This is a genomic window from Ferrovum sp. JA12 (assembly GCF_001431705.1).
Classification (GTDB): Bacteria; Pseudomonadota; Gammaproteobacteria; order Burkholderiales; family Ferrovaceae; genus PN-J185.
In genome coordinates, this window is sequence record NZ_LJWX01000001.1 from 433,667 (window position 1) to 460,019 (window position 26,353).

The window sequence follows — 26,353 nt, forward strand, 5'->3', positions numbered from 1 at the left end:
AATCACGTATAAAGATCCAAATCAAAATGTTGTCTAAACTGTGTGGTTATTTCTACTAAAGAATAGTGATGATTTTGTCCGCCACGGTGACCAATTTTAAGGGATCCCATTAGAGCGGCTAGGCGTCCGGCTTTAGCCCAAGACCAGCCATGCGTAATGCCATAGATTAACCCTGCACGATAGGCATCACCGCAACCGGTGGGGTCGACAATGTTTTCTGCTCTGACAGCGGGAATATGAATGGTTTCGTTATTAGTATAAATAACCGATCCCTCAGCCCCTTTTGTCACTACAGCAGCCTCTACTCTTTGAGCAAGATCCTCTATTGAAAGTTGAGTTTTATCCACTAACAATTGGGCTTCATAATCGTTCACAGCAAAATAACTGGCCTGCTCAATAAAGTTCAGTAATTCTTCACCACTGAACATAGGTAAACCTTGTCCAGGATCAAATAAAAAAGGAATTCCTTGTTTAACAAATGAGCTGGCATGTTCGATCATCCCCTGTTTTCCGTCGGGAGAGACCACGCCAAAGGAGACATGTTCGGCCTCTTCTACTTGATTGAGTTGAGAGAAGTTCATAGCTCCCGGATGAAAAGCAGTAATTTGGTTGTCATCCAGGTCCGTTGTGATAAAAGCCTGAGCGGTAAAATTGTCATTCAAATGGCGGATATAGCGCGTTGAAATGTTTAATGACTCTAATCGCTGTTGGTATTCCGTGAAATCATGACCCACGGTTGCCATAATCAAAGGATCAGTGCCCAATAAATTAAGGTTGTAGGCAATGTTCCCTGCGGTTCCACCAAACTCTTTTCTTAAGGTTGGCACTAAAAAAGCCACGCTTAAGGAATGAATTTTCTCAGGCAAGATATGATGTTGAAAACGGTCCTCAAAGACCATAATTGTGTCATAAGCCATGGAGCCGCAAATTAGAGTTTTCATGATTGATTTAAAACAGACAAGGCCGCTTGATAGTTAGGTTCATTAGCAATTTCTGACACCAGTTCGGTGTAAATTACTTGGTTGTTTTCATCAAGAACGACCACAGCCCTAGCAGTGAGGCCGCGTAAGGGCCCATCAACAATATCCACGCCATAGCGTCGATGAAAGCCAGGATCACGGAAGGTAGACAAGCTAATAACCCTATCTAAACCCTCTGCGCCGCAAAAACGCTTCATGGCAAAGGGCAGATCGGCAGAAATAATCAACACTAATGTGTTATCAAGATGTTGTGCCGTTTCATTAAATGTACGGGTAGAGGTGGCGCAGGTGGGAGTATCGATACTGGGAATAATATTTAATACTTTTCTTTTTCCTTGATAACTCTCTAACGTCACTGTTTCAAGCTTATCATTAGTTAAAAAAAAGTCTTTGGCGTGAGAACCAATAATTGGAAATTCACCTGCAATATATAAGCTATTTCCACCTAGAGTAACGGTTGCCATATTTTTCTCCTTTAAGAGATCAGTTGTTGATAGGCGTCTTCCGATAATAAATCATCATATTCTTGACTATTGTCGCATTTTATCTTGAAAAGCCAGCTGCCATAGGGATCATTATTAATCTTTTCTAACTGATCAATTAATGCGCTATTCACCTCAATCACAGTGCCTGATAGGGGTGAGTACACATCAGAGGCGGACTTTACTGATTCCACGGTGGCCGAACTCTCAGCTTGACTGACCACTCGCCCCACCTGAGGCAAATCAACAAACATCACATCCCCTAATTGTTGTTGAGCAAAATCAGTTATGCCAATAAGAAAGGTATCTTGGTCAACGGGGGAGGCCCATTGATGAGTATTACTATATCGGCGTTGTGTTAATTGGCTCATTATATTTCCTGTTAAAACTGAAGTTATTTTTTACCCATTAAACAGACCCATTCTTCCTGTTGTGATAGTTGAGTCAGTTTTAGCCAAGGACTGTAGCAGTTAATCATTTCTTCCGTTTGTTTGGCGAGTAAACCAGACATGATTAGGAGTCCTCCCGGTTTCACGTAGGAGCTAAGTAGCGGTGCCAGCACTTTAAGTGGTGCGGCTAAAATATTGGCTACTACCACGTCAAACTGTTGTATGCTTTTCCAGTCTTGGTTATTATAAAAGTGAGCGCTTACATTATTTAGCCCAGCGTTATGTATTGCAGCACTCACTGCAGCGTCATCAATATCTACTCCCACCACGGATTTCACCCCTACTTTGGCTGCAGCAATGGCTAAAATACCAGAGCCACATCCATAATCTAAAACTTCAGATTGGGGGGTTAACTCCTTTAAGAGAGCATTTAAGCATAATTGCGTAGTGGGATGCCCACCCGTACCGAAGGCCTGTCCAGGATCAATTCTAATATTAATCGCTCTTTCATCAGGGGGGGTGTGCCAGGTGGGGACAATCCATAACCGATCATTAATTTGAATGGGCTCAAATTGGCTCTGGGTGAGTTGTACCCAATCCTGGTCTTCAATGGTGTCCACCTGAAAAGCTGGGGTCTCAGATAAAGCCAATTCATCGCACGCAGCTTGCATGATTGTCTGGGCATTATTTGATATATCAATTAAAACCTTTAGGGTACACCAAGGCCACAGCTCACTAGTTTCATAACCCGGTTCACCAAATACCTCGAATTCAGGTTGACCTGGAAAATCAAAGTTTTCAATGCTAACTGTCAATGCGCCATGGTGAAGTAGCGCGTCAGAGAGTGGTTCGGCTAAATCCGAAGAAACCGCGAAATGAATTTGATTCCAGGCCATTAATTTTTACTTGAAGAGAGTTTTTCTTCTAAATAGTGAATGCTGGTGCCGCCTTTAATAAATTCAGGATCGTTAAGCAACTGTTGATGCAGGGGGATATTAGTTTTAATCCCTTCTACCACCATCTCAGATAAAGCAATACGCATTCTAGCCAGTGCCTGTTCTCGGGTAGCCCCATGGGTGATAACTTTTGCGATTAAAGAATCGTAATAGGGAGGAACAAAATAATTTTGGTAAATGTGTGAATCAACCCGGGTACCGGGACCACCTGGCGCATGGTACTGATTAATACGTCCGGGTGAGGGCATAAAAGTAAAAGGGTCCTCGGCATTAATGCGACACTCAATAGAGTGGCCGTTTAACATGACTTCTTTTTGCCTAAAGGAGAGTTTGTGACCGGCAGCGATACAAATCTGTTCTTGAACAATATCAATACCGGTAATGAGTTCAGTAACAGGGTGCTCCACTTGAACGCGAGTATTCATTTCAATGAAATAAAATTCACCGTTTTCATAGAGAAACTCAAAGGTACCAGCTCCGCGATATTTAATACGTTTACAGGCAGCCACACAACTCTCGCCAATTTTTTGTCTTAATTTTTCACTGATCCCCACACCAGGGGCTTCTTCGATAATTTTTTGATGGCGGCGCTGCATAGAACAATCTCGTTCACCAAGATAAGCCGCGTTACCATGTTCATCGGATAGAACTTGAATCTCAATATGGCGCGGTTGACTGAGATACTTTTCCATATAAACCGTATCATTACCAAAGGCGCCTTTCGCCTCAGTGCGCGTCATTTGTAAGGAAGATAAGAGATCTTCTTCCTTTTCCACCACACGCATCCCGCGACCACCACCACCGGCGGCAGCTTTGATTAATACAGGGTAACCAATCTGCTGAGCAATCTTTTTTAGTTCTTTAGTATCCTCAGGAAGCTGTCCCTCAGAACCCGGGACTACGGGTACCCCTGAGGCTTTCATGGCGCTCTTCGCACTGATTTTATCGCCCATTAAGCGAATTGTTTCAGCTTTTGGACCAATGAAAGTAAAACCACTGTTTTCTACCCGTTCAGCAAAATCAGCATTTTCTGATAAAAACCCATAGCCAGGGTGAATAGCTTGTGCGCCGGTGACTTCGGCAGCTGAAATAATGGCAGGAATATTAAGATAGCTTTGTAAGGAAGAGGCCGGGCCAATACAAACAGATTCATCGGCTAACATCACATATTTGGCATCAGCGTCAGCCTCAGAATGAACCGCCACAGTTTTAATACCCAACTCACGACAAGCCCTCTGAACTCGCAGAGCTATTTCACCGCGATTGGCAATTAGAATCTTATCAAACATATTTTTTTGCCTATTTATTAAGAGATGATGAACAGGGGTTGTCCATATTCAATAGGTTGACCATTTTCAACTAAAATACGTTTTACGGTACCAGCCACATCAGATTCAATTTCATTGAGTAATTTCATGGCTTCTATAATACATAGGGTTTGTCCTTCCGAGACACTCTGACCCACTTCAATAAAGGGCGGTGAACCTGGTGAGGGAGAGCGATAAAAGGTCCCTACCATGGGTGACTTGACCACGTGCCCCTCGTCCTCTGGGCTGGCAACATCTGCGACAGGTGCTGCGGTGGTAGTAGCCGCAGAGGGCATGGCTACTCCTTGTGGCGAAGTATTATATTGATAAGTTGGCATGGCGCTCGGCATAACAAAATGACCGGGCGCCTTAGAGATCCTAACTTTTTCTTCGCCCTCAGTGATTTCTAACTCAGTAATTCCTGACTCTTCCACGAGGTCAATTAATTTTTTTAATTTTCTTAAATCCATAGTCATAGACGTTCCAGCCAATAAGTAAGTGCCAGGTGATAGCCTTTAGCCCCCAAACCACTGATCACTCCCTCTGCAAGGGGGGATAAATAAGAATGGCTACGAAAGCTTTCACGGGCATAAATGTTAGAAAGATGAACTTCAATAAAGGGTATTTTTATACCTGCCAGAGCATCTCTTAAAGAAACACTGGTATGAGTTAATCCCCCAGGGTTAACGATAATGTAATCAACGCCCTCTTCTTTTGCATGATGAAGGCGGTCAATTAATGCCCCTTCCCAATTACTTTGGAAAAAAATTACCGATGCATCATGCCCCTGACACAGCTCAGCCAATTGACAATTAATGTCCTCAAGTGTCGTTTTGCCATAAATATCGGGTTCACGGGTTCCCAATAAGTTTAAATTAGGGCCATGCATGATCAAGATTTTCTTCATAGTGCCAATTTTCCTGATTTTCAAGTATTTTGTCTAGTTTTTCGGCGAAGTTATGGAAAATTTATAAATTTTAATTCTTATAATTGAGTTTGGCTAGACAATTCAGCACGGATGGATACAGAAATTCAAAGGATAATTCTTTTACTAACCTGAGATTTGCAATTTTACGTGATTCTGCCATGAAACTCCAACTAATTTCGTTAATCGTGGTTTTAACTTGGCTTTTCGTGAGACGGGGTGCTCGGCTTAATTTCAAGAAATCTGCTAGATAATCGTAGAATTCACCAATTTGCATAGGTTGATTGTCCACCACATTATAGACCCTTGAGTGATAAGGCTGATACATGCTTAACACCGCAGCTCGAGCAAGATCTAATGCGTGAATATGGTTACTCCAAGTGTCTTCTTCGGCAATAATGAGGGGAAGTTTCTCTATTAAGCGAGTTAAGGGGAGCCTATTTTCAGCATAAATGCCCGGTGCCCTCAAAATAGTCAGTTTTATTGCTTTACGCTTAGCAAATTGGCGCAGTTGATTTTCTGCGTCTACCCGTCTTTTAGCTCTGCCCGAGGTAGGATGTGTGGGCGTGGTTTCATCTACCCATCGACCTTGATGGTCGCCATAAACGCCGGTTGTACTAATATAAATAAGCCGCTGTGGTAAACTATTTGACCTTGAAAGAGCAGAGATAAGGTGGCGGGTTCTGAAATCATTTATCCCCTGTGCATTAGGTGGAGCGAAATGAAAAATGCCATGGGCAATTCCGGCAATTCTTTTTAAGCTGTTAGGATTGTCCAAATCCCCAACAATAGGGATAACCCCTAAGGACCGCCAAAAACTGGCTTTTTCTGGGTGACGACAAAGAGCGAAGAGTCGTACACGATGACCTATTAGAGGTATCATGCGTGCTGCCACATCTCCAGCTCCTATGATTAACCAAGGTTGCATTGTTATCTACCTTAATTGTTCAGGAATAAACGTATGTCAGTAAAGGTTACTTTAAGCCCTAGCGGCAACCAGTTTCAATGTCATGAAGAAGATACTATCTTAGAAGGAGCCCATAAGGAAGGGATCATTCTTCCTTTCGGTTGCCGTAGTGGCGCCTGTGGGTCCTGTAAGGGTAAAGTAATAGAGGGATTACTAGACCGTGGTGAGTATCAGAGTTCAGCGCTGAATGACGAGGAGATAGCACAGGGGTATGCGCTATTGTGTTGCGCTAAACCAATTTCCGAAGTCACTATTGAAATTCGGCAGGTTAATGGAATGAAAGATATTCAAATTAAAAAACTTCCTTGCCGCGTAGAATCAATCGTAAAACCTAATCACGATGTGGCTATATTAAAACTTAAGTTACCTGCACAAGAAAAGTTCGAATTCTTGGCCGGACAATATATTGATTTCCTCCTTAAAGATGGTAAAAAAAGAAGTTTTTCCTTAGCTAACGCTCCCCATGAAACGGGTATTCTAGAATTACATATTCGTAATTATCCAGGGGGGAGTTTTTCACAGTACGTCTTTAATGAGCTAAAGGAAAAGACTATTTTGCGTTTCGAAGGTCCCTTAGGTACTTTTTTTCTTAGGGAAGACTCTGATAAACCTATTGTTTTTATGGCAGGGGCCACGGGCTTCGCACCAATTAAAGGTATCATTGAATCGGCGCGGCACAAGGGGATTACACGCCCTATGACCCTATATTGGGGAGTGAGAAGTAAGCAAGATTTGTATTACAACGAATTGGTACAAAGCTGGGTTGATGAAAATTTTAACTTTATTCCAGTACTCTCGGAGCCCCTTGAGGAAGACGAATGGCAAGGCAGAACTGGGTTGGTTCATGAAGCAATCCTAGCAGACTATCCTGATTTATCTGATTATCAAGTTTATGCTTGTGGTGCGCCGATTATGGTTGAGTCTGGTTTTAATACCTTTACGCAAACCAGAGGTTTGCCGGAGGATGAGTTTTATTCCGATCCATTTACACCCTCGGTAGATAACAAGCGTACTACTTAGGCAACACCAAAATCTGGATCGATATTGTTACTGTTGCGTGCAGGAGACTGTTTTGCGGGCCCAATTTTTTCTGCTAATTCTTGTCGTAGAAGTTGAGCCTCACGACTGGGTTCAATAAAAATACTGGCATCTAAATAGCTTTGGGCTTTACCCCACAGCAACTCGCGTATGCATAATTTAGCCAACGTTAAGAGTAAGACAGCATTATCAGGATGCGCTTTTAACCAGTTTTCCGCCCTTTCGATTTGCGTGCGATTAAATTGGCTACGGCACTCTCCATAGAGGGCTACTAGGGCATCGTCCCAGGATTTCTCTAGGTTTTTTTCAATAATGACGAGTGCCTCATCATGGGCCTTCAGATCAATAAAATAACCAGCAGCAGTGTGTGCCAAAAGGTTGTCTAAACGTAAAGCACTGGGGATACTCTTCCAAGTAGCTTTGAGATCATCCAAATAAGTTGCGGAGTATCTTAATAGTTGTTGCCAAGCATTTCTTCTGATGGGCAGTGCATGCACTTCATCGATAGCGTGTAAGTGTTCAAGTAAATCAAGGGTCTCAATGGCCGCACGCCATGCGCCGGTTGCCAGTTGTGCTTTGAGTAATAACTGATGCGCACGCACGTGTTTTGGCGATAATCGATGGGCTTCTTTTAAGAGGGTTAACGCTTCATTAAAACGACGCTCATCGAGTAATAAGTCGGCATGGGTAGTTAAACGTAATAGGCGTGTTTCAGGTCCCAACTCGTTAATTTTTGCTAAATATAGATCACGTTTCTCATATTTATGTAACTCATGTGCAGAGCGAGCGGCAACAATGGCGCTCAAAGCAGGCGACTCCCCGTTTTCTAAAGCTAGCTCAACTTGTTTTTCTGCACGTTTAAAGTTGCCTTCAAAGTAATCCGTCAGGCCTTGGTACAGAGCGCTTCGTGCACGGTTTTTAGACCGTTTTTGACGATAGGCTTGAACTCGGTTAGGTAAACTTAAGCTTAAATAGGCCAACCTTGAGAAAGTATATAAACCAAGACACAGAACAATAATGCCAATAACAAACATAGCCAGTGATATTTCAATGCGCCATGGTGCCATGACAATGAGTACATAGCCGGTATTAAGACCCACCGCAATAGCAACAATTGTAGCAACCACAAAGAGGGCGATAAACCATAATAAACCGCTCATCGATGATTACCCTCTTTCTGTGACCTGGCCCGTCGTACTGCATCTAATGTCGCGCTAATATCTTGGACAGACATATTGACCGGGGTATGGCTTAATTGTTGAATAATTTGTAAATCGTTCTTAACAATGGGCGACTCTAGATCAAAATACCTTTTCAGCCACTCTTGCGCTGCATTCAAATCCGCATCGTAGGTAACATTGTTATGAGACAAGGCTCCCAGTCTCGCTGATACCAGTCTTAAACGTAGGTTCTCCCGTAAAAAGAAGGATTGTTCTGGACTTAACAAGGGTAGTTCAGGGATATCAATTCTCTTGATTTGTACGGATTGGCTAAGTTCAACCAATAGCTCATGGCCGATGCGAGAAAAAGTATTAGATTTATTTTTCTCGTTTACGATGGTTTTTTTAGCAGGTCTTGTGTCTGAGGCCAAGGGAATAATATCAATACTGCGCGCAACGTCATCGATATGATGACTAATACCCGTGATATCTAAGAAAGGGACAGCACGCAAACGATCAATGTCTTGATTGATGGCTTTGCGTAAAAATAATAATGCAGGGCGATTGAGCTTTTGTAAACGCATATCGGCAGATTGGAGTGCGGATAGGGCCGATTGAACATTGCCGGTGAGTTGCAGTTGTTGATTGGCCACATCAACTAATTGTTCCACTTCCGCTAGAACCCAGTCATCACGATTACGGGCTAATTCCTGATACATACTTTGTAAAACAATTTGCTGACTTTGTGAGTCAGCTATTTGTGATTCAAGGATACTAATACGATGATTAGATTCTTTTAAAGCCTCTTGGACTTCGGTGTATTCCCCTTGATTCTTTTTCACTAAACGATCAGCTTCGTTAAGGCGACTTGCTAAATCTCGTCGCAATTGCAAATCGTCATGACGATATTGTAACCATAAAGAAAAAGTCCCTAAAAATGCAATAATGCTCAACCAGCCAAATAATTTGTAGTATTTCACGGGCTGTGTCGGGGTGTGATGGGTTTCTGTAGTCATGTTTTAAGTGGTGATGTGACGCCAAGTTTTTAAAATAGATTGATAGCTGTGATCAGTTAAAAAAATTGATTTTATTCCAAGTTCTTTTGCGTATTCCTTAACACGTTCGTGACAGACTAGGAAAATCATGTTTTTTAGTTGATCTATTCTCAGTGTATCAAGTGATGCCCATAAGTTATTTAAGGATTCTTTACTCATAATTAGTATAACCGCTTGACTCGCTATTGCGTTATCTAAAGTTGATAAATTTGTCTCTGGTAGTCCCCGTATGTAGCATTCTATATAATCCACCTGAGCACCACGTTCCTCCAGAACCCCTTTTAGCCATTCGCGTCCTCCTTGGCCTCGACAGATAAGGACTTTTAAACCGCTCACTCTCTGCCACTCGGGCATATCCAGCAGTGCCTCACTATCGCTTTTATTGGTTGGGTACATCACTGGTCGTTGTGATTGTTTTATGAGCTCTAAGGCGCTGGCCTTACCTATTGCAAACAGCTCGGTTTGTTTGGAAATCAGGGAGTCTACAGCTGACCAGCCAAATTTGACGGCGTTACTGCTAATAAAGATAACGCGATCATAGTCTTGATTGGTGGAAGATCGAGGTAAATGAGGGGGATCTAGTGGCTTAATTTCAATAGTAGGCAATTCATACACTTGCGCTGCTTCTTGTTCTAACAAGACACGTAACTCTTGGTTTTGACCCTGGGGTCTAGTTAATAAAATAGTATGTGATTTATGAGTCTTTAACCCATCATTCATGATGCTCGGCAAGCGTCTAATATGGCTTTTGCCCCCTGTTTTATTAACTGATCTGCCGCTTTAAGTCCAATGGCAACGTAGTCATCGGGATGACCCGTGACATGGGCGCGGATCACGAGTGAGCCATCTGCTCGCCCCACAAAGGCATTAAGATTAAGCTGTCCATTGTTGATTACCGCATGGGCCCCAAGGGGAACATCACAGCTACCGGCTAATTCTTTTGATAAAGTGCGTTCACATAGTACACACAGGGCACTTTGCTGGTTGATAAGAGGCGCTAAGAGTGCCTCAAGCTCTTTATCATCATTTCTAAATTCGATAGCTAAAGCTCCTTGACCTACCGCCGGGATGCTGTCCTCAAGACTAATGTGTGCTTTAATTCTGTGACCTAGACCTAAGCGCTTTAAGCCTGCTGAAGCCAGAATAATGGCATCATACTCACCCTGATCTAATTTTTTAAGTCGGGTATCAAGGTTGCCACGCAGGGCAGTAATAGTCAGGTGGGGATAGCGTTCTCGAAGTTGACATTCGCGCCGTAAACTTGAGGTGCCAACGATAGCTCCCTGTGGTAACTCAGAGAGATTGGTGTAATGATTAGAAATCAAGGCGTCATTTGCCTCCTCTCGTGTACCCACCACCACCATATTGAAAAGCGGGGGTAATTCCATGGGTACGTCTTTCATAGAATGAACAGCAAGACGAGCTCTTCCTTCCGTCATAGCTATTTCTAATTCTTTAACGAATAAACCCTTTCCTCCTACTTTCGATAAGGTTCTATCCAGAATTTGATCACCTTGGGTTGTCATTCCTAACAACGAAACCTCAAGCTGTGGATATAATTGTAATAATTGGGACCGGATATGTTCAGCTTGCCAAAGGGCCAGACGACTTTCACGGGTGGCGATAGTTATAGGGAGTTGTACTGACATGAATAAGCAATATATAAAATTAAATAAAAATAAGTTTAGCATGAAGCTGAACAATTTCTGGAGTTCTTGCTATGAATGAGCACTCTCTAGAAAAAGACTTACCACTTAAGGAGGACGTACGCTTTCTTGGGCGCATCCTTGGCGATACGCTAAGAGATCAAGAAGGTGAGGCTATTTTTAATTTAATTGAAGGTATTCGCCAAAGTGCAATTCAATACCGGCGTGATGATAATCCTGCGGATTTACTTAAACTTGAACACAGTTTAGATGGTCTCTCGGCAGAGGATACTATTGCAGTAGTCAGAGCATTTAGTTATTTTTCTCATTTATCAAATATAGCGGAAGATTTACATCATAATCGTCGTCGAATAGTGTACTCTCAACGCGGTGCTCCGCCTCGGGAAGGCAGTATACAATTGGCTCTTGAGAGGGTTAAAAAACATCATATTACCTCTAAGCAGTTAGGAGATTTCTTCACTAAAGCCCTAATTGCCCCAGTATTAACTGCTCACCCCACAGAAGTACAAAGAAAATCCGTATTAGATTGTCATTTGATGATCGCAAAACGCCTGGGTGAGCGCACCAGAATATCCATGACACCCGAGGAGCTTGAGGAAAACGAGGCATCTATTCGTCGCGCTATCTTAACCCTGTGGCAAACTAATGAATTGAGAACCTTCAAATTAAGAGTGAACGATGAAATTGAAAACGGCTTGTCTTATTACCGCTATACTTTTTTAAAGGAAGTACCAAGACTCTGTATCCAGTTAGAACGTTTGGTGAGCGAGGATAAGGATTATCATGAGGTAGCTAAGCAACCGCTACTGCCATTGAAAATGGGCAGTTGGATCGGTGGAGACCGAGATGGAAACCCTTTTGTAACGGCAGAAGTCACCGAGTATGCTTTGCGTCGCCATAGTCACGTGATTTTTGATTTTTACTTCCAAGAATTAATATTGTTACGCGGTGAGTTGTCGCTCTCCTCACGTTTAGTCAGTGTCAGTGATGAAGTACTTGCCTTGGCCCAATTGGCGCCTGAAACCGAGGATAGTCGTCAAGAGGAGCCTTATCGTCGCGCCGTAACTACGATTTATTTGCGCTTACAAGCCACACAACAGCATTTACAAGAAAATCGAGCGAGTTTCTCCACTGAAACCGTTAAGGCTTATACCAGTGTTATGGAGTTAAAGCGGGATTTATCACTACTTTCTCAATCACTAACTCATCATGGTTCGCAGGCACTCAGTGACGGAAGATTAAAACATTTAGAGCGTGCTGTAGATGTTTTTGGTTTTCATTTGGCTTCTCTGGATTTGCGACAACACTCCGAAGTACACGCAAAAACCTTAGCAGAATTGCTCCAAAAAGCTCAAGTCTGTCATGATTATCTTTCTTTAGATGAAGCACAGCGAATTGAGTTATTGATAACTGAGATCAATAACCCACGAGCTTTGCGCTCAATGTTTACTCATTACAGTGAACAGACATTGACAGAAATGGCTATTTTTGAAGTAGCCAAAAAGATGCATAAAGAGTTGGGTGAGAAGGCAATTACAAATTACATAATTTCTAAAACGGACAGTGTCAGTGATATTTTAGAAGTAGCTCTATTATTAAAAGAAGTGGGTTTACTCATACCAGGAAACAATGCAGAGCTTAAGATGAATATCATTCCATTGTTTGAAACCATCGGCGACTTAAGAGGCTGTGGGCAAATTATGGAGCAATTATTCTCTCTGCCGATTTATAAACAGTTACTGGTTAGTCGACAAAATATTCAAGAAGTGATGTTGGGGTATTCGGATAGTAATAAAGATGGTGGCTTTTTAACGGCTAATTGGGAGTTGTATAAGGCCGAAAAAACCTTGGTTGAGGTATTTCAACGTTTTGCCATCGAACTGCGTTTATTTCACGGACGCGGAGGGTCGGTGGGTCGTGGTGGCGGCCCCAGTTATTACGGCATCCTAGCGCAACCTCAGGGTAGCGTTAATGCTCAAATAAGGTTGACCGAGCAAGGTGAAGTGATTGCAAGTAAATATTCAGATCCTGGCATCGGGCGCCGTAATCTTGAGACTTTAGTGGCCGCCACTCTGGAGGCAACTTTAATTAATAATAATGGCAGCACAGAGGAGTGGCAGCGTATCTACCAGGTAATGGAAGAGTTATCTGTTACGTCATTTGAGCGTTATCGTTCATTGGTATATGAGACCCCTGGGTTTGACCAATTTTTTAGAGAAGCAACTCCTATTAGTGAAATTTCTACATTAAATATTGGCAGTCGACCCGCTTCCCGAAGAGCTTCTACGCGTATTGAGGATTTAAGAGCAATACCCTGGGTATTTAGTTGGGCGCAATCGCGTATCATTTTGCCCGGTTGGTATGGTTTTGGCAGTGCCGTAAATGCTTTCATGGAGCGCCACGCAGATGGTTTAACACAGCTACAGTATATGTATCAGAAATGGCCTTTTATGCAAACACTGCTCTCTAACATGGATATGGTATTAGCAAAAACTGACTTTACTATTGCTAAACGTTATGTGGGATTAGTAAAAGACGAGCAGTTAAGAGTACAAGTATTTGCTGAAATCGAAAGAGAGTTTGAGCTGACGGTTACGCAATTAAAGGCAATTACTAATCAACAGGACTTTTTAACAGGCAATCCTACTCTGGGTAGAAGTATTCGTGAAAGACGACCCTATCTTGATCCTTTAAATCATTTACAAGTAGATCTTTTGAGTCGTTATCGTCATGGGGAAGCAACAGAATCGGTAGAGCGAGCGATTCATTTAACCATTAACGGCGTTGCGGCAGGATTAAGAAATAGCGGTTAATCATTATGGATAAAAGACAATTAAAAGTTAATGTGTTATTCGGTGGCGATAGCACAGAAAGAGACGTCTCTATAGCCAGTGCGGCTCAGGTGGTAAAAGCACTGCGTGAGCGTTCACACCGCGTTAAGGCTATCGATACTTTAGTGGGGCTGTTAGGTCCTGAAGAAGAGCAGCAACTCTTTACGCGATCTGTTGCAATGACTCCACCCAGCAAAAAAGATCAAGGACTAGAGTCTGTATTAACCTGGTTAAATAATCCACAATTATTAGATGCTGATCTATGGTTCATCGCTCTTCATGGAGGCGCAGGGGAGGATGGACGTTGGCAAGGGTTACTCGCTATGACAGGCATTCCTTATACGGGTAGCGCTGTGTTAGGCAGTGCTCTGGCTATGGATAAGGACATGACCAAGCGACTACTGCGACAAGCGGGAATCCCTACCCCCCATTGGTTAATGGCACCAGTTACTGCGGCTGATGTAGAACAGCACCTAGGTTGGCCGGTGGTGGTTAAACCCAGTAAGCAAGGTTCAACAGTTGGTTTGTCAGTAGTCAGACACCCAGGGAAACTTGCTGAAGCCATAGCTTTGGCTAAAGAGCATGATGATGAAGTCATGGTTGAGCAGTTTATTAGGGGTCGTGAATTAACTTGTCCAGTACTACAAAACAGGGCGTTGCCAGTGGGCGAAATTATATTAAAGCATGGTGAAGTGTTTGATTACGAGGCCAAGTATCAACCTGGCGGAGCAGAGGAAGTATTTCCAGCAGTTCTTGATAACAGGATTGTCGATCAGGTGCAGAATTTGGCTCTTCAGATCCATCAAGTATTGAAGCTAACGGGTTATAGTCGTAGCGACTTTAGATTAGATGACCAAGGTAGAGCTTGGTGTTTAGAAGTCAATACTCTGCCAGGCTTAACGGCAATGAGTTTATTACCACAATCAGCACAGGTGGCTGGGATTAGTTTTGCTGAGTTAATTGAACATATTTGTTTTGCGGCCGTAAGCGCTTAGTAATTAAGAATTTTTTCAAGAGCTTTTATTGTTTTGTCTGCAATGTCCTCTCCTGTTTGATCACGAATTTCGCGCATACAGGTGGGGCTTGTGATGTTAATTTCTGTGAGATATTCCCCGATGATGTCAAGGCCCACAATAAAGAGCCCGTTTTCTTGTAAAAATGGCGCTACGGTAGTGGCAATTTCCTGTTCTTTTTTTGTTAAAGGCATGGCCACTCCCCGTCCTCCAGCCGCAAGATTACCCCTGGTTTCTCCCTGCTTAGGGATGCGCGCTAGGGCATGCTGAGCCACTTCGCCATTGATAATGAGTACTCGTTTGTCACCCGCTTCTATGGCTGGAATAAAACGTTGTGCCATTACCGAGCGCGTGGCGTCCTGCGTCAACGTTTCGATAATGACGTTCAGATTAGGATCCTGGGCGTTAATTTTAAATATGCCACTGCCACCCATGGCATCAAGGGGTTTTAAAATAACTTCTCTCTGCTCGCTAACGAAGTTTTTAATTTCCTCGGCAAGACTCGTGACTATCAGTTCTGGGGTAAATTGAGGAAATAAAGTAGTACTGAGCTTTTCGTTAAAACTTCTTAAGCTATTTGGCTTATTTAGGATCAAAACCCCTTCTTTTTCTGCTTTTTCAAGTAAGTAAGTGGTTACTATATAGTTGATATCAAGAGGTGGATCAAGGCGCATGAAGACTCCATCAAAAATATTGAGTGGAGTCTTAAATTGAGCCCCTAAATAATGACCTTGCTGCGCGTTGTAAAACACTTCCTGAGCTATGGCCATGACTTGATTATTTAACAAATATAATTGATGTTGTTCTATAACCACCGTTTCATGGTGGCGCAGTTGTGCGGCACGGATGAGCTCCAAGGTGGAATCTTTCTTTATATTAAGACTTTTAAAGGGATCAATAATAAAAGCTATTTTCATGGGGTATTTTCCTTACAGATTAGAGTTATAGACGCTTTCCATCTGTTCAAGTTCTCTGGCAGCTGCCAGCATTGCAAGGCGCGCGACTACCCCATAGGTATAAAAACGATTAGGTGGAGCATCAAAGCTTTGCGTTTGATCAGGCGCTATAGCTTCAGTTTCAAAAGCCAACGGGACAAATTTAGCTCCTGGTGCATTGAGGTTCTCATCAATACCACGCTCTGTATGAACACGATAAAAGCCTCCTACTACATAATGATCAATCATATATACCACAGGCTCAGCCACGGCTCCCTCCACATTCTCAAAGGTATACACTCCCTCTTGAAGTAATACTTCCCGAACCACTTGACCTTCTTTGATAACAGACATTTTGTTGCGCTGTTTTCTATTTAAATTCACTACATCATCTGGACTTTTTACGGTCATGATCCCCATACCGTATGTACCTGAATCAGCTTTGATAATAATAAAAGGATCATCCTTGATATCGTATTCTTGATATTTTGTTTTAATCCGATCCAGTAACTCATCCACCTTTTCTGCCAGAGAGAGTTGGCTGCCACTACTGTTGAAGTCAACATTGGCCGCGTGACTAAAGTAGGGATTAATAACCCATGGATCAAGTTTGATCAATTCTGAGAATTCCTGGGCCACTTGATTAAATGCTGAAAAGTGTACAGATTTTTTGCGGGTGGTCCAGCCGGCAAAAAGAGGTGGCACAATAGGCTGATTTATTCCCTTTAGAAGTTCAGGAATTCCCGCCGATAAGTCATTATTTAATATGACGGCGCACGGATCATAATCTTTTAAGCCCACTCGCCGCCCTGAACGGATGATGGGTTCTAGTATTAAATGTTCCCCTGAGGGTAAGTCAAAGCGAGTGGGTTCTTGAATCTCTGGTAGGAAGGTTCCTATACGCACTGCAAAGCCTGCCTTTTGTAACAGAGTTTTAAGAACTGCTACGTTTTCAAGATAGAAAGTATTTCGTGTGTGGTTTTCAGGAATGAGAAGAAATTGTCGGGTATCAGGACAAATTTTTTCCACAGCAGTCATTAATGCCTGAATACACAAGGGATAAAATTCTGGCCGTAGGTTGTTAAAGCCTGCTGGAAATAAGTTGGTGTCCACTGGTGCTAATTTGAAGCCAGAGTTACGTAGATCAACGGAGGTATAAAGCGGTGCTGGATGCTCAAGCCACTGTTGACGAAACCAGTGCTCAATGGTGGGCATGGCATCTAAAATATGAGATTCCAATGATTGCAATGGACCTGTTAATGCTGTTGATAAGTGAGGAACCATACTAATCCTTTTAAAAAAAACCCAGCAATATAAGTTTGTGCGCCGGGGAACAAAATAGTACTATAATAGTCCACTTTAATGAAAGTGCTTTAAACATTATATCTGAGGCTTTATTACAAATGATCAAGATGGGGAAACTCACCGATTATGGGACACTAATGATGACATATCTCGCGAGAGAACCCAAATGTCTTCATTCAGCTCAAGATATTGCTCATGCCATTGGCATTAATGTGCCTACGGCCACTAAGGTATTAAAAACACTGACCCGTTCAGGACTACTAGAATCTCACCGCGGTATTAAAGGTGGTTATTTATTAGCTAAAACTCCTGAAAATATTACTATGGCAGATATTATTGGTGCCTTAGAAGGGCCTATTGGGTTGACTGATTGTGGCACAGCCAGTCAACCAGGTAACTGTCACAGGGAACGGTCTTGTTCAGTAAAAGCCAATTGGCAAAAAATCAGCCAAGCAATCAATGACGCATTAGCCAGTGTCAGCCTTGCAGAAATGACCGTCCCGGTAGCTCAGCCTATCGTGATGCAACGTCCGACCAACATTGAACAGGTAAGACTATGAATAACTCAACAACACAAATAGAAGAAATCATTAGCCAAGAGTATCAGCATGGCTTTGAAACCGATGTGGAGTCAGATGAGATTCCTAAAGGATTATCGGAGGATACCGTTCGCGTCATTTCAGCTAAAAAAAATGAACCAGAATTTTTACTTGAATGGCGCTTAAATGCTTTTAGAAAATGGCAAGCGATGACTCCACCAGAATGGGCGGAAGTGCATTACCCAGCTATAGATTACCAGGATATTATTTATTATTCAGCTCCAAAATCTCAAAAAGAAGGGCCTAAAAGCTTAGATGAAGTGGATCCAGAGTTACTTAAAACCTACGAAAAACTAGGAATTCCCCTGCATGAGAGAGCAATACTAGCAGGAGTGGCAGTTGACGCGGTATTCGATAGCGTTTCGGTAGCAACTACATTTAAAGATAAGCTTGCTGAAAAAGGAATTATTTTTTGTTCTTTTTCAGAGGCAGTTCAACATCATCCTGAGTTAATCCGTCAGTATTTGGGCACTGTGGTGCCAGTACAAGATAACTTCTACGCAGCACTTAATTCCGCAGTATTTAGTGATGGATCTTTTGTCTATATTCCACCAGGGGTGCGTTGCCCAATGGAGTTATCCACTTATTTTAGAATTAATGCTAAAAACACAGGACAATTTGAGCGCACCCTCATCATTGCAGATAAAGATGCGTATGTTAGTTATTTGGAAGGGTGCACTGCCCCAATGCGAGATGAAAATCAGCTGCATGCAGCGGTGGTAGAGCTGGTAGCCCTAGAGAACGCGACAATTAAGTATTCCACCGTACAAAACTGGTATCCAGGAGACAAGGAAGGGCGCGGTGGAATTTATAATTTTGTCACCAAACGTGGGGATTGTCGGGGTTCAAAATCAAAAATATCATGGACTCAGGTTGAAACGGGTTCTGCCATTACGTGGAAATATCCCAGTGTAATATTGCGTGGCGATGATTCAGTGGGAGAGTTTTATTCTGTAGCATTAACTAATCACCGTCAACAAGCTGATACCGGTACCAAGATGATTCATATTGGTAAAAACACTAAAAGTACTATTGTATCAAAGGGTATCTCAGCAGGCTTTGGTAAACAATCCTATCGGGGCTTAGTACGTATCGCCAAAAGTGCTACCAATGCAAGAAATCATACCCAATGTGATTCACTGTTAATGGGCGATCGTTGTATTGCTAATACCTTTCCTTATATTGAGGTTAAAAATGCCTCAGCACAGGTGGAACATGAGGCATCCACTTCACGCATTGGTGAGGATCAATTGTTTTTCTGCCGTCAACGAGGTTTGTCCGCAGAAGATGCCGTATCAATGATTGTTAACGGTTTCTGTAAGGAAGTATTTAAGGAATTACCGATGGAGTTTGCGGTGGAAGCGCAAAAGCTTCTTGGGGTAAGTTTAGAAGGCAGTGTGGGTTAAAGAGAGACTATTATGTTAGAAATTAAAGGGTTACAAGCAACGGTTGTTGATAAATTAATACTTAAAGGGATTGATTTAACGGTTAATCCTGGAGAAGTTCATGCCATTATGGGGCCTAACGGTTCAGGGAAAAGTACTTTGTCAAATGTGTTGGCTGGTAGAGAGCATATTGATGTGACTGCGGGAGAGATCCTTTACAACGGTAAGAACTTACTTGAAATGGACGTAGAAGAGCGTGCGAGAGAAGGGCTGTTCTTAGCGTTTCAGTATCCCGTAGAGATTCCTGGAGTGGGTAACATTTACCTTTTAAAAGCCGCACTAAATGCTAAAAGACAACATCAAGGCTTACCAGAATTAGATGCCATGGATTTCTTAAATTTGGTAAAAGAAAAAGTCAAGCTGATGGAAATGAACGAAGCCATGCTCTATCGTTCCGTTAATGAGGGTTTCTCTGGTGGAGAAAAGAAACGCAACGAAATACTGCAAATGGCTGTGTTGGAACCCACTCTCGCTATTTTGGATGAAACAGACTCAGGGCTAGATATTGACGCATTGAAAATTGTTGCTAAGGGGGTTAATAGCTTGAGAAGCCCAGAGCGAGCTATGATTCTAGTTACCCATTACCAACGTCTACTTGATTATATTAAACCAGACTTTGTACATGTGTTGGCAGGTGGCAAGATAGTGCGCTCCGGAGGACCAGAACTTGCTCTAGAACTGGAAAAAGAAGGTTATGCATGGATTGATTCTTCCGCTAAACAAACAACGGTGAATTTGTAAAATGGAAGTGATTAATCATTATCAAGAACAGTATCAAGCAGTCAGTGAGCGTGATAATCCTATAGTTAAAGCTTATCGCCAAAAAGCTTGGGAGAAGTTTAATGCATTGAATTTTCCGACTCTAAAAATGGAGGACTGGAAATATACCTCAACGGTAGCGTTGCAAAAGCTTCCCCTTTCACTTGCGATGGGTCAGCAAGGCGTTATTAGTCAAGATCAGGTTAATACTCATTTATTATTACCTAAAGCCAAATATAAAATAGTGACGGTGGATGGCATTATAAATAATGAACTTTCTACTTTAGATCAATTACCAGACGGGGTTGCCATACTAGAATACTCTGCCATGAGCCCCCTGGAGCAAGAGGAGCACCAGAAAAGGTTGGCCCCTCTTCATCACCAAGACGGCTTAACTGCTTTAAACGGTGCATTAGTCAACCAGGGATTTAGCCTTAAGATTGACGATCAATGTGAAGTAACGGATGCTATTTTATTAGTTCATCTTGTTACACAGCCGATGAGCGGCCATTTTGCTGGACAGTTCATAAAAGTTGGTAAAGGGGCTAAGCTGACATTAATCGAACAATTTATGAGCTTGACGCAAGAACCTTACTTAAACAGTACAGTTCAATTATATGCCATAGAGGACAATGCCTCATTTAATTACATTAAGCTGCAACAAGAGTCTGAACAGGGTTTTCACTTTTCTTATACGGCTATTCATCAGTTACAAGAGAGTTATTTTCATGGATCCTATTTTGCGCTCTCTGGCCAATGGGCAAGAAACACGATTACTAATCAACTGATGGGAGTTGGTGCACAGGCAACCATCAACGGTATGTATCACATTACCCACAAGTCCTTGCAGGATTTTCATACTCTCATTCATCATCAAGTACCTGACTGCACAAGCAGTGAATTATTTAAAGGTGTCCTAGATGGGGCAGGTAGGGCTGTTTTTAATGGCAGGATTTTGGTTGATCAAGATGCTCAAAGAACTCAATCACAGCAGACTAATCATAATTTAATCTTGTCTGATCAGGCGGAGGTGGATACCAAACCACAGTTAGAGATTTTTGCAGATGATGTGAAGTGTTCTCACGGTACCACCATCGGACAAATTAATGAGGAACAGTGGTTTTATCTCTGCGCGCGAGGGATTGACAAAGACGCAGCAAAAAAAATGCTGGTAGAGGGATTTGTTTTGGAAGTAGCCCATCAAATCAATGATGTAGATTTAAGATTAACCGTTGAAACACTACTTCGTGAGAATATGAATGTTTAATGTCAATGAAATTCGTCAGCAGTTTCCTATACTAAAAAGTACTGTTAGAGGTAAGCCACTTGTTTATTTAGATAATGCAGCGACGACTCAAAAACCTCAGTCAGTCATCGATGTTGAGACCCACTACTATGATACGTTGAATGCTAATGTTCATCGCGGCGTTCATAAGTTAAGTCAAGATGCTACAGATGCCTTTGAGAAAGCTCGTGATATCGTTCAAGGATTTATTGGCGCCCAACATCGTGAGGAAGTTATCTTTACTCGTGGGGCCACAGAGGCTATCAACTTGGTTGCCAGCAGCTGGGGAAGAGCTAACTTAAAACCGGGTGATGAAATTTTACTTAGTCAGATGGAGCATCACGCTAACATTGTTCCCTGGCAAATGATTGCTGAACAAACAGGTGCCTTTATAAAAGTCATTCCCATTGATGAAACTGGAACTTTGGATTTAACTCAGTTTGAAGCCTTGCTGTCACCTAAAACTAAAATGCTGGGTGTAACCCAGGTATCCAATGCACTGGGAACAGTGAATCCTGTACAGTATATGATTGAAAAAGCTCATCAAGTTGGAGCCTTGGTATTAGTGGACGGTGCTCAATCAATTCTTCATCAAGCGGTGAATATGGTTGAGTTGGATTGTGACTTCTTTGTTTTCTCTGGGCATAAACTTTACGGCCCCACGGGAATCGGCGTGCTTTATGGTAAAAAACATTTACTTAATGCTATGCCACCCTACCAATCTGGTGGAGATATGATTTTCAAGGTGACTTTTGAAAAGTCTTCTTATAATCATCTTCCTTATAAATTTGAGGCAGGGACACCGCACATTGCTGGAGCGATTGGGTTGGGTAGAGCTATAGAGTTTGTTCAATCCATTGGCTTAAATGAAATCGCTGATCATGAAGCTCAGTTGTTAACTTATGCCACGGAGCAATCTCACCTGATTCCTCAATTAAGAATAATTGGACAAGCCGTCAATAAAGTGAGTGTCTTCTCATTTGTTATGGATGGAGTGCATCCCCATGACATTGGGACCATCTTAGACAGCGAGGGGGTGGCTATTCGTACCGGACACCATTGTGCCATGCCGGTCATGGATTATTTTAAGATTCCTGCTACAGCGCGTGCCTCATTAGCCCTTTATAACACTAAAGAAGACATTGACGCCCTTTTTGCTGCTTTACACCGTGTTACGGAGATGTTTTTAAAATGAGTGATTTAAGAGAGTTATATCAGGAAGTTATTTTTGATCATAATAGGCATCCACGTAATTTCGGCAAGTTAGTGAATGCCAATCGTCATACAGAGGGCTTTAACCCTCTCTGTGGTGACAGCTTAGAATTATATTTGATTGTTGACAATGAGCGTATTGTAGATATTAAATTTGAAGGCCAAGGCTGTGCTATTTCAACGGCTTCTGCTTCATTAATGACCGAAGCGCTTAAAGGTAAAACGATTCAAGAAGCAGAGAAGTTGTTTGAAGGTTTTCATCAAATGGTGACTACTGGGGAACAACCAGCAACGGATTTAGGTAAATTATCTGTCTTGGCAGGGGTCAGTGAATTTCCAGCGCGTGTCAAATGTGCGTCCCTTTCATGGCACACCTTACATGCAGCATTGAATAACTCAGATCAACCAGTTACCACGGAGTAAGCTATGTCTGTATTAGATTGGTTTAATAAAGACCCAACCAAAGAATCAGAGTCTCTCTCTCAGGAATCAACGGTAGAAGCGGTTCAAGACGAATTAGAAGAGTTAGTAGTAGCGGCTTTGAAAACTGTTTATGATCCTGAAATTCCAGTAAATATTTATGACTTAGGGTTAATCTATGGTCTTGAGATTGATTACTCAATAGGTCACGTCAATGTAGCCATGACACTTACTGCGCCAGGATGCCCAGTGGCACAGACTTTTCCAGGTGAGGTTGAAAAAAGGATTATGGAGGCTCCAGGGGTTAATAGCGCTAAAGTTGAATTGGTGTGGGAACCCCCTTGGACTCGGGACAGAATGAGTGAAAGCGCTATGCTAACCCTAGGTATGCTTTAATACTATTTAAATGTCCTCATCCCCACCCTCCTCACTTGTGTTATCTGGCTCATTGTTATTGCCAAGAAACATCATTTGTAATGCAGGAGCCACTATCAGTAACATAATTGGTCCAAGTAACATCCCCCCCACTACCACCGTTGCCAAGGGTTTTTGAACTTGACTACCAATACCGGTGGAGATGGCGGCGGGAAATAGACCAATACAGGCAGAGAGGGCGGTCATTAACATGGGCCGCATGCGCTGATCAGCTGCATTAAACATGGCTTCAAATGGAGGTAATCCTGAGTAACGTAGTTGATTATAATAAGTAATTACTAAGATCCCATTCATCACGGATACGCCAAATAAGGAAATAAAGCCAATCGCAGCAGAAATACTAAAATGTAAGCCAGTGATTGCCAGAGCCATAATACCCCCACCTATGGAGAAGGGAATGGCGGCCAGGGCAAGTAAACTGTCGCGTAGGGAATTAAATAAAGTATAGAGAAGCAATAGAATAAGAGCCAGGGCAATGGGTAGGATCAGTGCTAAACGTTTTTTGGCTTTTTGTAGTTCTTCAAATTCTCCAGACCATACAATGCGATAACCCTCTGGTAAGAGAATATTTTTCTCAATTCGTTCCTGAGCTTCGGTGACGGTACTTCCAAGATCACGATTACGGACACTAAACTTAACAGGAATAAATCGTTGATTTCTTTCGTGATAAATATAAGAAGCGCCTGTATCAAGAGAAATAGTAGCTAGTTCTTTAAGTGGAATATAGGCCATGGCTCCATTAGGTGCTGTATACCCCACTCTAAGTTGGCTGATGGTTTCTATATCTTTTCTAAAATTTGGTGAGAGCCGAACAGTAAGAGCGAATTGGCGATCGCCCTCATAGACGGTAGTGGCCTGTGTTCCCCCCAAGGCGGCTTGCACAAAGGTATTCACATCACCTGTGTTAAGACCATAGCGCGCTGCTTTGACGCGATCAATATTAATATTGAGGTTAGGTTGACCCAGTACGCGAAATACACCTAAATCAGTCACCCCTTTGATTTTTGACATCTCTGCTTGAACTTGATCTGCCAGTTTTTCAAGTGTGGCAAGATCGGGGCCAAGAATCTTAATGGAGTTAGCCCCCTTGATGCCAGATAGTCCCTCCTCAACGTTATCTTGAATATATTGTGAGAAATTTAGTTCAACACCAGGGAAACGACTAGTAAATTCCTTTTGTAAACTATTAATCAAGTCATTTTTGGTATAACCACTTTTCCATTCATCAAAGGGTTTTAGTGGGACAAAAAATTCAGCGTTATAGAATCCTGCTGCATCGCTACCATTATCAGGACGGCCATGTTGTGAGACGGCAGTGATCACCTCAGGATGCTTAATAATGATTTTTCGCATCGTATCCACAACTGGCATGCCCGATTCAAGAGAAATGGTGGGCGGTAAAGTGGCTCTGATCCATAGATTTCCTTCCTCAAGAGTGGGTAGAAACTCAGAACCTATGCGCATAAAAATAATGATCGAAATTAATAAGAATGCAACACCGATCCCCACAGTTTTTTTAACGTTTTCTAATGCCCAACGCAAAATAGGTTTATAAAAGTGGCGCATTTTTTCAACAATAATTGTCTCAGTCTCCTTTACTTCCTTAGGTAGTAAATAGGAGGCGAGCACTGGAGTAATCGTAAAAGTTGCGAGCAGTGCTCCAGCTAAAGCGTAGCCATAGGTGCGCGCCATGGGCCCGAAAATTTGGCCTTCCACGCCTTCCATGGTGAATAAGGGAATAAAGGCTGCCACTGTAATGGCAGTAGAAAACAAGATAGCTCGATCAACTTGGATGGTACTAATAAAGATAATTCGTAAACGATTGGTCCAGCCCTTACTCATTAATAACTGTCTAAAACCACTTTGCTCTTGATCCTGAATCAGATCACGACGACCATCTGGCGCCTTCTGAAAGTTACGGAAAATATTTTCTACAAGGATGACAGCAGAATCCACAATAATGCCAAAATCGACAGCGCCAAGGGAGAGTAAATTAGCGGATTCACCGGTGATAACTAAAATAATAATGCTAAAGAATAAAGCTACCGGAATATTAACGCTAACAATAATCGCACTTCTTAAGTCTCCCAAGAAAATCCATTGGATAAAAAATACTAACAAACACCCAAATACGAGATTGTGTAAAACCGTATGGGTGGTGACAGCAACTAAGGAGGTTCTGTCATAAAAAGGAACTAAACGAACACCAGCGGGAAGAGACCCATCATGATTAATCTTTTTTACTTCTTCTTTAATTCTTGCCACCACCTCGTTGGTTTGCATGGTTCTATTCATCACCACAATGGCCGCAACAACGTCATTATTCAGGTCTCTCCCTGCTCTACCAAGTCGAGGAACATATCCTACATAAACATTGGCTACATCTTTAATAGTGATCGGAAAAGAGTTGGTTTGCTTTAGGACAATATTGTTAATATCATCCACTTTATATCCCTTAGTCAGATCTATATCGCCACCAGAGTTGATTAATCCAATGCCTCTGATATTAATAGATTGTTGGCCAAAGTTAATTGTCCTGCCACCCACATCAATGTTGGCGTTATTAATGGCGCTTAGTAATTGAGGAATTGTTATACCAAAATGTTCAAGCTTTTCTGGATCAGCCTCAACTTCGAACTCCTTCGTGGTTCCTCCCCAAGTGTTAACTTGAACGACACCAGGTACTGACAGCAAACGTCTCTGTACAACCCAGTCTTGAACGGTTCTTAAATTCGTTAAGCCGAAATGGGGTGGGCCCATTAATTCATAACGGTAGACTTCTCCTACGAGGCTTGAAGCTTGGATTTGAGGAATAATGTTATTAGGCAAAGTGGTATTTTGTTGTAGACTCAGCGCTGCTTGTGTATAGGCAAAATAATAGTCCACTCCATAATGAAAAGTGACTCTTATGAAGGATAACCCTGTGAAAGATGTAGAGCGAATGACCTCAACACCGGGAGTGGTAGCCAGACCAATCTCCATAGGAATGGTATAGTAGCGCTCCATTTCTTCCGCTGATAACCCTGGGGATTGTGCTGTAATTTCAAGAATGACCGGTGCGGGATTCGGATAAGCTTCAACGTTAAGCTTGTAATAGGCACCTAGTCCAATGAAAAGAAAACTACATAAGAGTATTACTATGATCGGACGGTTACTTAAGGAAAATGCCAAAAGATTTTTTAACATGA

The 26,353-nt window shown here is 42.3% G+C and carries 25 protein-coding genes; 10 read left to right on the top strand and 15 right to left on the bottom strand.

Annotated elements, in window-relative coordinates:
* Window positions 1-2: 2 nt before the first annotated feature.
* The 8 genes from FERRO_RS02360 to FERRO_RS02395 all read right to left on the bottom strand — a co-directional run bounded on the left by FERRO_RS02360 (window position 3) and on the right by FERRO_RS02395 (window position 5,967).
* Window positions 3-941 carry a carbohydrate kinase family protein gene (locus FERRO_RS02360; protein WP_056929257.1) on the bottom strand — a complete coding sequence of 313 codons (939 nt, stop codon included), beginning with the start codon at window positions 939-941 and terminating at the stop codon, window positions 3-5.
* Window positions 938-1,444 carry a thiol peroxidase gene (gene tpx, locus FERRO_RS02365; protein WP_056929258.1) on the bottom strand — a complete coding sequence of 169 codons (507 nt, stop codon included), beginning with the start codon at window positions 1,442-1,444 and terminating at the stop codon, window positions 938-940. Before tpx ends, FERRO_RS02360 begins: the two co-directional genes overlap by 4 nt.
* 11 nt (window positions 1,445-1,455) lie before the next feature.
* Window positions 1,456-1,833, bottom strand: a complete 378-nt coding sequence (gene gcvH / locus FERRO_RS02370; RefSeq protein ID WP_056929259.1) for a glycine cleavage system protein GcvH — start codon at window positions 1,831-1,833, stop codon at window positions 1,456-1,458.
* 23 nt (window positions 1,834-1,856) lie between these two features.
* Entirely contained in the window at window positions 1,857-2,747 is an 891-nt protein-coding gene (gene prmA, locus FERRO_RS02375; RefSeq protein WP_056929260.1) for a 50S ribosomal protein L11 methyltransferase, read from the bottom strand.
* Window positions 2,747-4,096 carry an acetyl-CoA carboxylase biotin carboxylase subunit gene (accC, locus tag FERRO_RS02380; protein WP_056929261.1) on the bottom strand — a complete coding sequence of 450 codons (1,350 nt, stop codon included), beginning with the start codon at window positions 4,094-4,096 and terminating at the stop codon, window positions 2,747-2,749. Before accC ends, prmA begins: the two co-directional genes overlap by 1 nt.
* A 17-nt stretch (window positions 4,097-4,113) precedes the next feature.
* Window positions 4,114-4,584, bottom strand: a complete 471-nt coding sequence (accB, locus tag FERRO_RS02385; RefSeq protein ID WP_056929777.1) for an acetyl-CoA carboxylase biotin carboxyl carrier protein — start codon at window positions 4,582-4,584, stop codon at window positions 4,114-4,116.
* Between the two features lie 2 nt (window positions 4,585-4,586).
* Window positions 4,587-5,021: a type II 3-dehydroquinate dehydratase gene (gene aroQ, locus FERRO_RS02390; protein ID WP_056929262.1), complete on the bottom strand. Its 435-nt coding sequence runs from the start codon at window positions 5,019-5,021 to the stop codon at window positions 4,587-4,589.
* 70 nt (window positions 5,022-5,091) lie between these two features.
* Window positions 5,092-5,967, bottom strand: a complete 876-nt coding sequence (locus FERRO_RS02395; RefSeq protein ID WP_056929263.1) for an SDR family oxidoreductase — start codon at window positions 5,965-5,967, stop codon at window positions 5,092-5,094.
* A gap of 33 nt (window positions 5,968-6,000) precedes the next feature.
* Here FERRO_RS02395 and FERRO_RS02400 point away from each other — a divergent pair, with 33 nt between their 5' ends.
* Window positions 6,001-7,026 (top strand): CDP-6-deoxy-delta-3,4-glucoseen reductase, encoded by a 1,026-nt coding sequence (locus FERRO_RS02400; RefSeq protein WP_056929264.1) that lies wholly within the window; start codon window positions 6,001-6,003, stop codon window positions 7,024-7,026.
* Here the strand turns inward: FERRO_RS02400 and FERRO_RS02405 are convergent.
* The 4 genes from FERRO_RS02405 to hemC are packed head-to-tail and all read right to left on the bottom strand — an operon-like array spanning window position 7,023 to window position 10,908.
* Entirely contained in the window at window positions 7,023-8,204 is a 1,182-nt protein-coding gene (locus FERRO_RS02405) for a heme biosynthesis HemY N-terminal domain-containing protein (protein ID WP_056929265.1), read from the bottom strand. The genes FERRO_RS02400 and FERRO_RS02405 overlap by 4 nt on opposite strands.
* Window positions 8,201-9,220: a uroporphyrinogen-III C-methyltransferase gene (locus tag FERRO_RS02410; RefSeq protein WP_056929266.1), complete on the bottom strand. Its 1,020-nt coding sequence runs from the start codon at window positions 9,218-9,220 to the stop codon at window positions 8,201-8,203. The genes FERRO_RS02405 and FERRO_RS02410 overlap by 4 nt, the downstream gene beginning before the upstream one ends.
* Window positions 9,221-9,223: 3 nt before the next feature.
* Window positions 9,224-9,979: a uroporphyrinogen-III synthase gene (locus FERRO_RS02415; RefSeq protein WP_056929267.1), complete on the bottom strand. Its 756-nt coding sequence runs from the start codon at window positions 9,977-9,979 to the stop codon at window positions 9,224-9,226.
* Window positions 9,976-10,908, bottom strand: coding sequence for a hydroxymethylbilane synthase (hemC, locus tag FERRO_RS02420; RefSeq protein WP_056929268.1), 933 nt, complete (start codon window positions 10,906-10,908; stop codon window positions 9,976-9,978). The genes FERRO_RS02415 and hemC overlap by 4 nt, the downstream gene beginning before the upstream one ends.
* Window positions 10,909-10,979: 71 nt before the next feature.
* Between hemC and ppc the strand changes: the two genes are divergently transcribed.
* Both ppc and FERRO_RS02430 read left to right on the top strand, forming a co-directional pair.
* Window positions 10,980-13,739 (top strand): phosphoenolpyruvate carboxylase, encoded by a 2,760-nt coding sequence (ppc, locus tag FERRO_RS02425; protein ID WP_056929269.1) that lies wholly within the window; start codon window positions 10,980-10,982, stop codon window positions 13,737-13,739.
* 5 nt (window positions 13,740-13,744) lie between these two features.
* Window positions 13,745-14,752 carry a D-alanine--D-alanine ligase family protein gene (locus FERRO_RS02430; RefSeq protein ID WP_056929270.1) on the top strand — a complete coding sequence of 336 codons (1,008 nt, stop codon included), beginning with the start codon at window positions 13,745-13,747 and terminating at the stop codon, window positions 14,750-14,752.
* Here the strand turns inward: FERRO_RS02430 and gshB are convergent.
* Together gshB and gshA are read right to left on the bottom strand one after the other, a co-directional pair.
* Window positions 14,749-15,687 (bottom strand): glutathione synthase, encoded by a 939-nt coding sequence (gene gshB, locus FERRO_RS02435; RefSeq protein ID WP_056929271.1) that lies wholly within the window; start codon window positions 15,685-15,687, stop codon window positions 14,749-14,751. The genes FERRO_RS02430 and gshB overlap by 4 nt on opposite strands.
* A gap of 12 nt (window positions 15,688-15,699) precedes the next feature.
* Window positions 15,700-16,989, bottom strand: a complete 1,290-nt coding sequence (gene gshA / locus FERRO_RS02440; RefSeq protein ID WP_056929272.1) for a glutamate--cysteine ligase — start codon at window positions 16,987-16,989, stop codon at window positions 15,700-15,702.
* 128 nt (window positions 16,990-17,117) lie between these two features.
* On the opposite strand from gshA, the gene FERRO_RS02445 reads away from it, so the two are divergent.
* From FERRO_RS02445 to FERRO_RS02475, 7 genes are read left to right on the top strand one after another with little or no spacing between them, the layout of a single operon-like run.
* Window positions 17,118-17,570 (top strand): SUF system Fe-S cluster assembly regulator, encoded by a 453-nt coding sequence (locus tag FERRO_RS02445; RefSeq protein WP_275044301.1) that lies wholly within the window; start codon window positions 17,118-17,120, stop codon window positions 17,568-17,570.
* Complete coding sequence (gene sufB, locus FERRO_RS02450; protein WP_056929274.1) at window positions 17,567-19,015, top strand: Fe-S cluster assembly protein SufB; 1,449 nt, start codon at window positions 17,567-17,569, stop codon at window positions 19,013-19,015. Before FERRO_RS02445 ends, sufB begins: the two co-directional genes overlap by 4 nt.
* 12 nt (window positions 19,016-19,027) lie before the next feature.
* On the top strand, window positions 19,028-19,795 hold the full coding sequence (gene sufC, locus FERRO_RS02455) for a Fe-S cluster assembly ATPase SufC (protein ID WP_056929275.1): 768 nt from the start codon (window positions 19,028-19,030) through the stop codon (window positions 19,793-19,795).
* Window position 19,796: 1 nt separating this feature from the next.
* Window positions 19,797-21,080, top strand: coding sequence for a Fe-S cluster assembly protein SufD (gene sufD, locus FERRO_RS02460; RefSeq protein WP_056929276.1), 1,284 nt, complete (start codon window positions 19,797-19,799; stop codon window positions 21,078-21,080).
* Complete coding sequence (locus FERRO_RS02465) at window positions 21,073-22,293, top strand: cysteine desulfurase (protein WP_056929277.1); 1,221 nt, start codon at window positions 21,073-21,075, stop codon at window positions 22,291-22,293. The genes sufD and FERRO_RS02465 overlap by 8 nt, the downstream gene beginning before the upstream one ends.
* Window positions 22,290-22,733 (top strand): Fe-S cluster assembly sulfur transfer protein SufU, encoded by a 444-nt coding sequence (gene sufU / locus FERRO_RS02470; protein ID WP_056929278.1) that lies wholly within the window; start codon window positions 22,290-22,292, stop codon window positions 22,731-22,733. The genes FERRO_RS02465 and sufU overlap by 4 nt, the downstream gene beginning before the upstream one ends.
* Window positions 22,734-22,736: 3 nt before the next feature.
* Complete coding sequence (locus FERRO_RS02475; RefSeq protein WP_056929279.1) at window positions 22,737-23,126, top strand: SUF system Fe-S cluster assembly protein; 390 nt, start codon at window positions 22,737-22,739, stop codon at window positions 23,124-23,126.
* A 6-nt stretch (window positions 23,127-23,132) separates the two neighbouring features.
* On the opposite strand, the gene FERRO_RS02480 is transcribed toward FERRO_RS02475, so the two are convergent.
* Entirely contained in the window at window positions 23,133-26,351 is a 3,219-nt protein-coding gene (locus tag FERRO_RS02480) for an efflux RND transporter permease subunit (RefSeq protein ID WP_056929280.1), read from the bottom strand.
* Window positions 26,352-26,353: the final 2 nt, after the last annotated feature.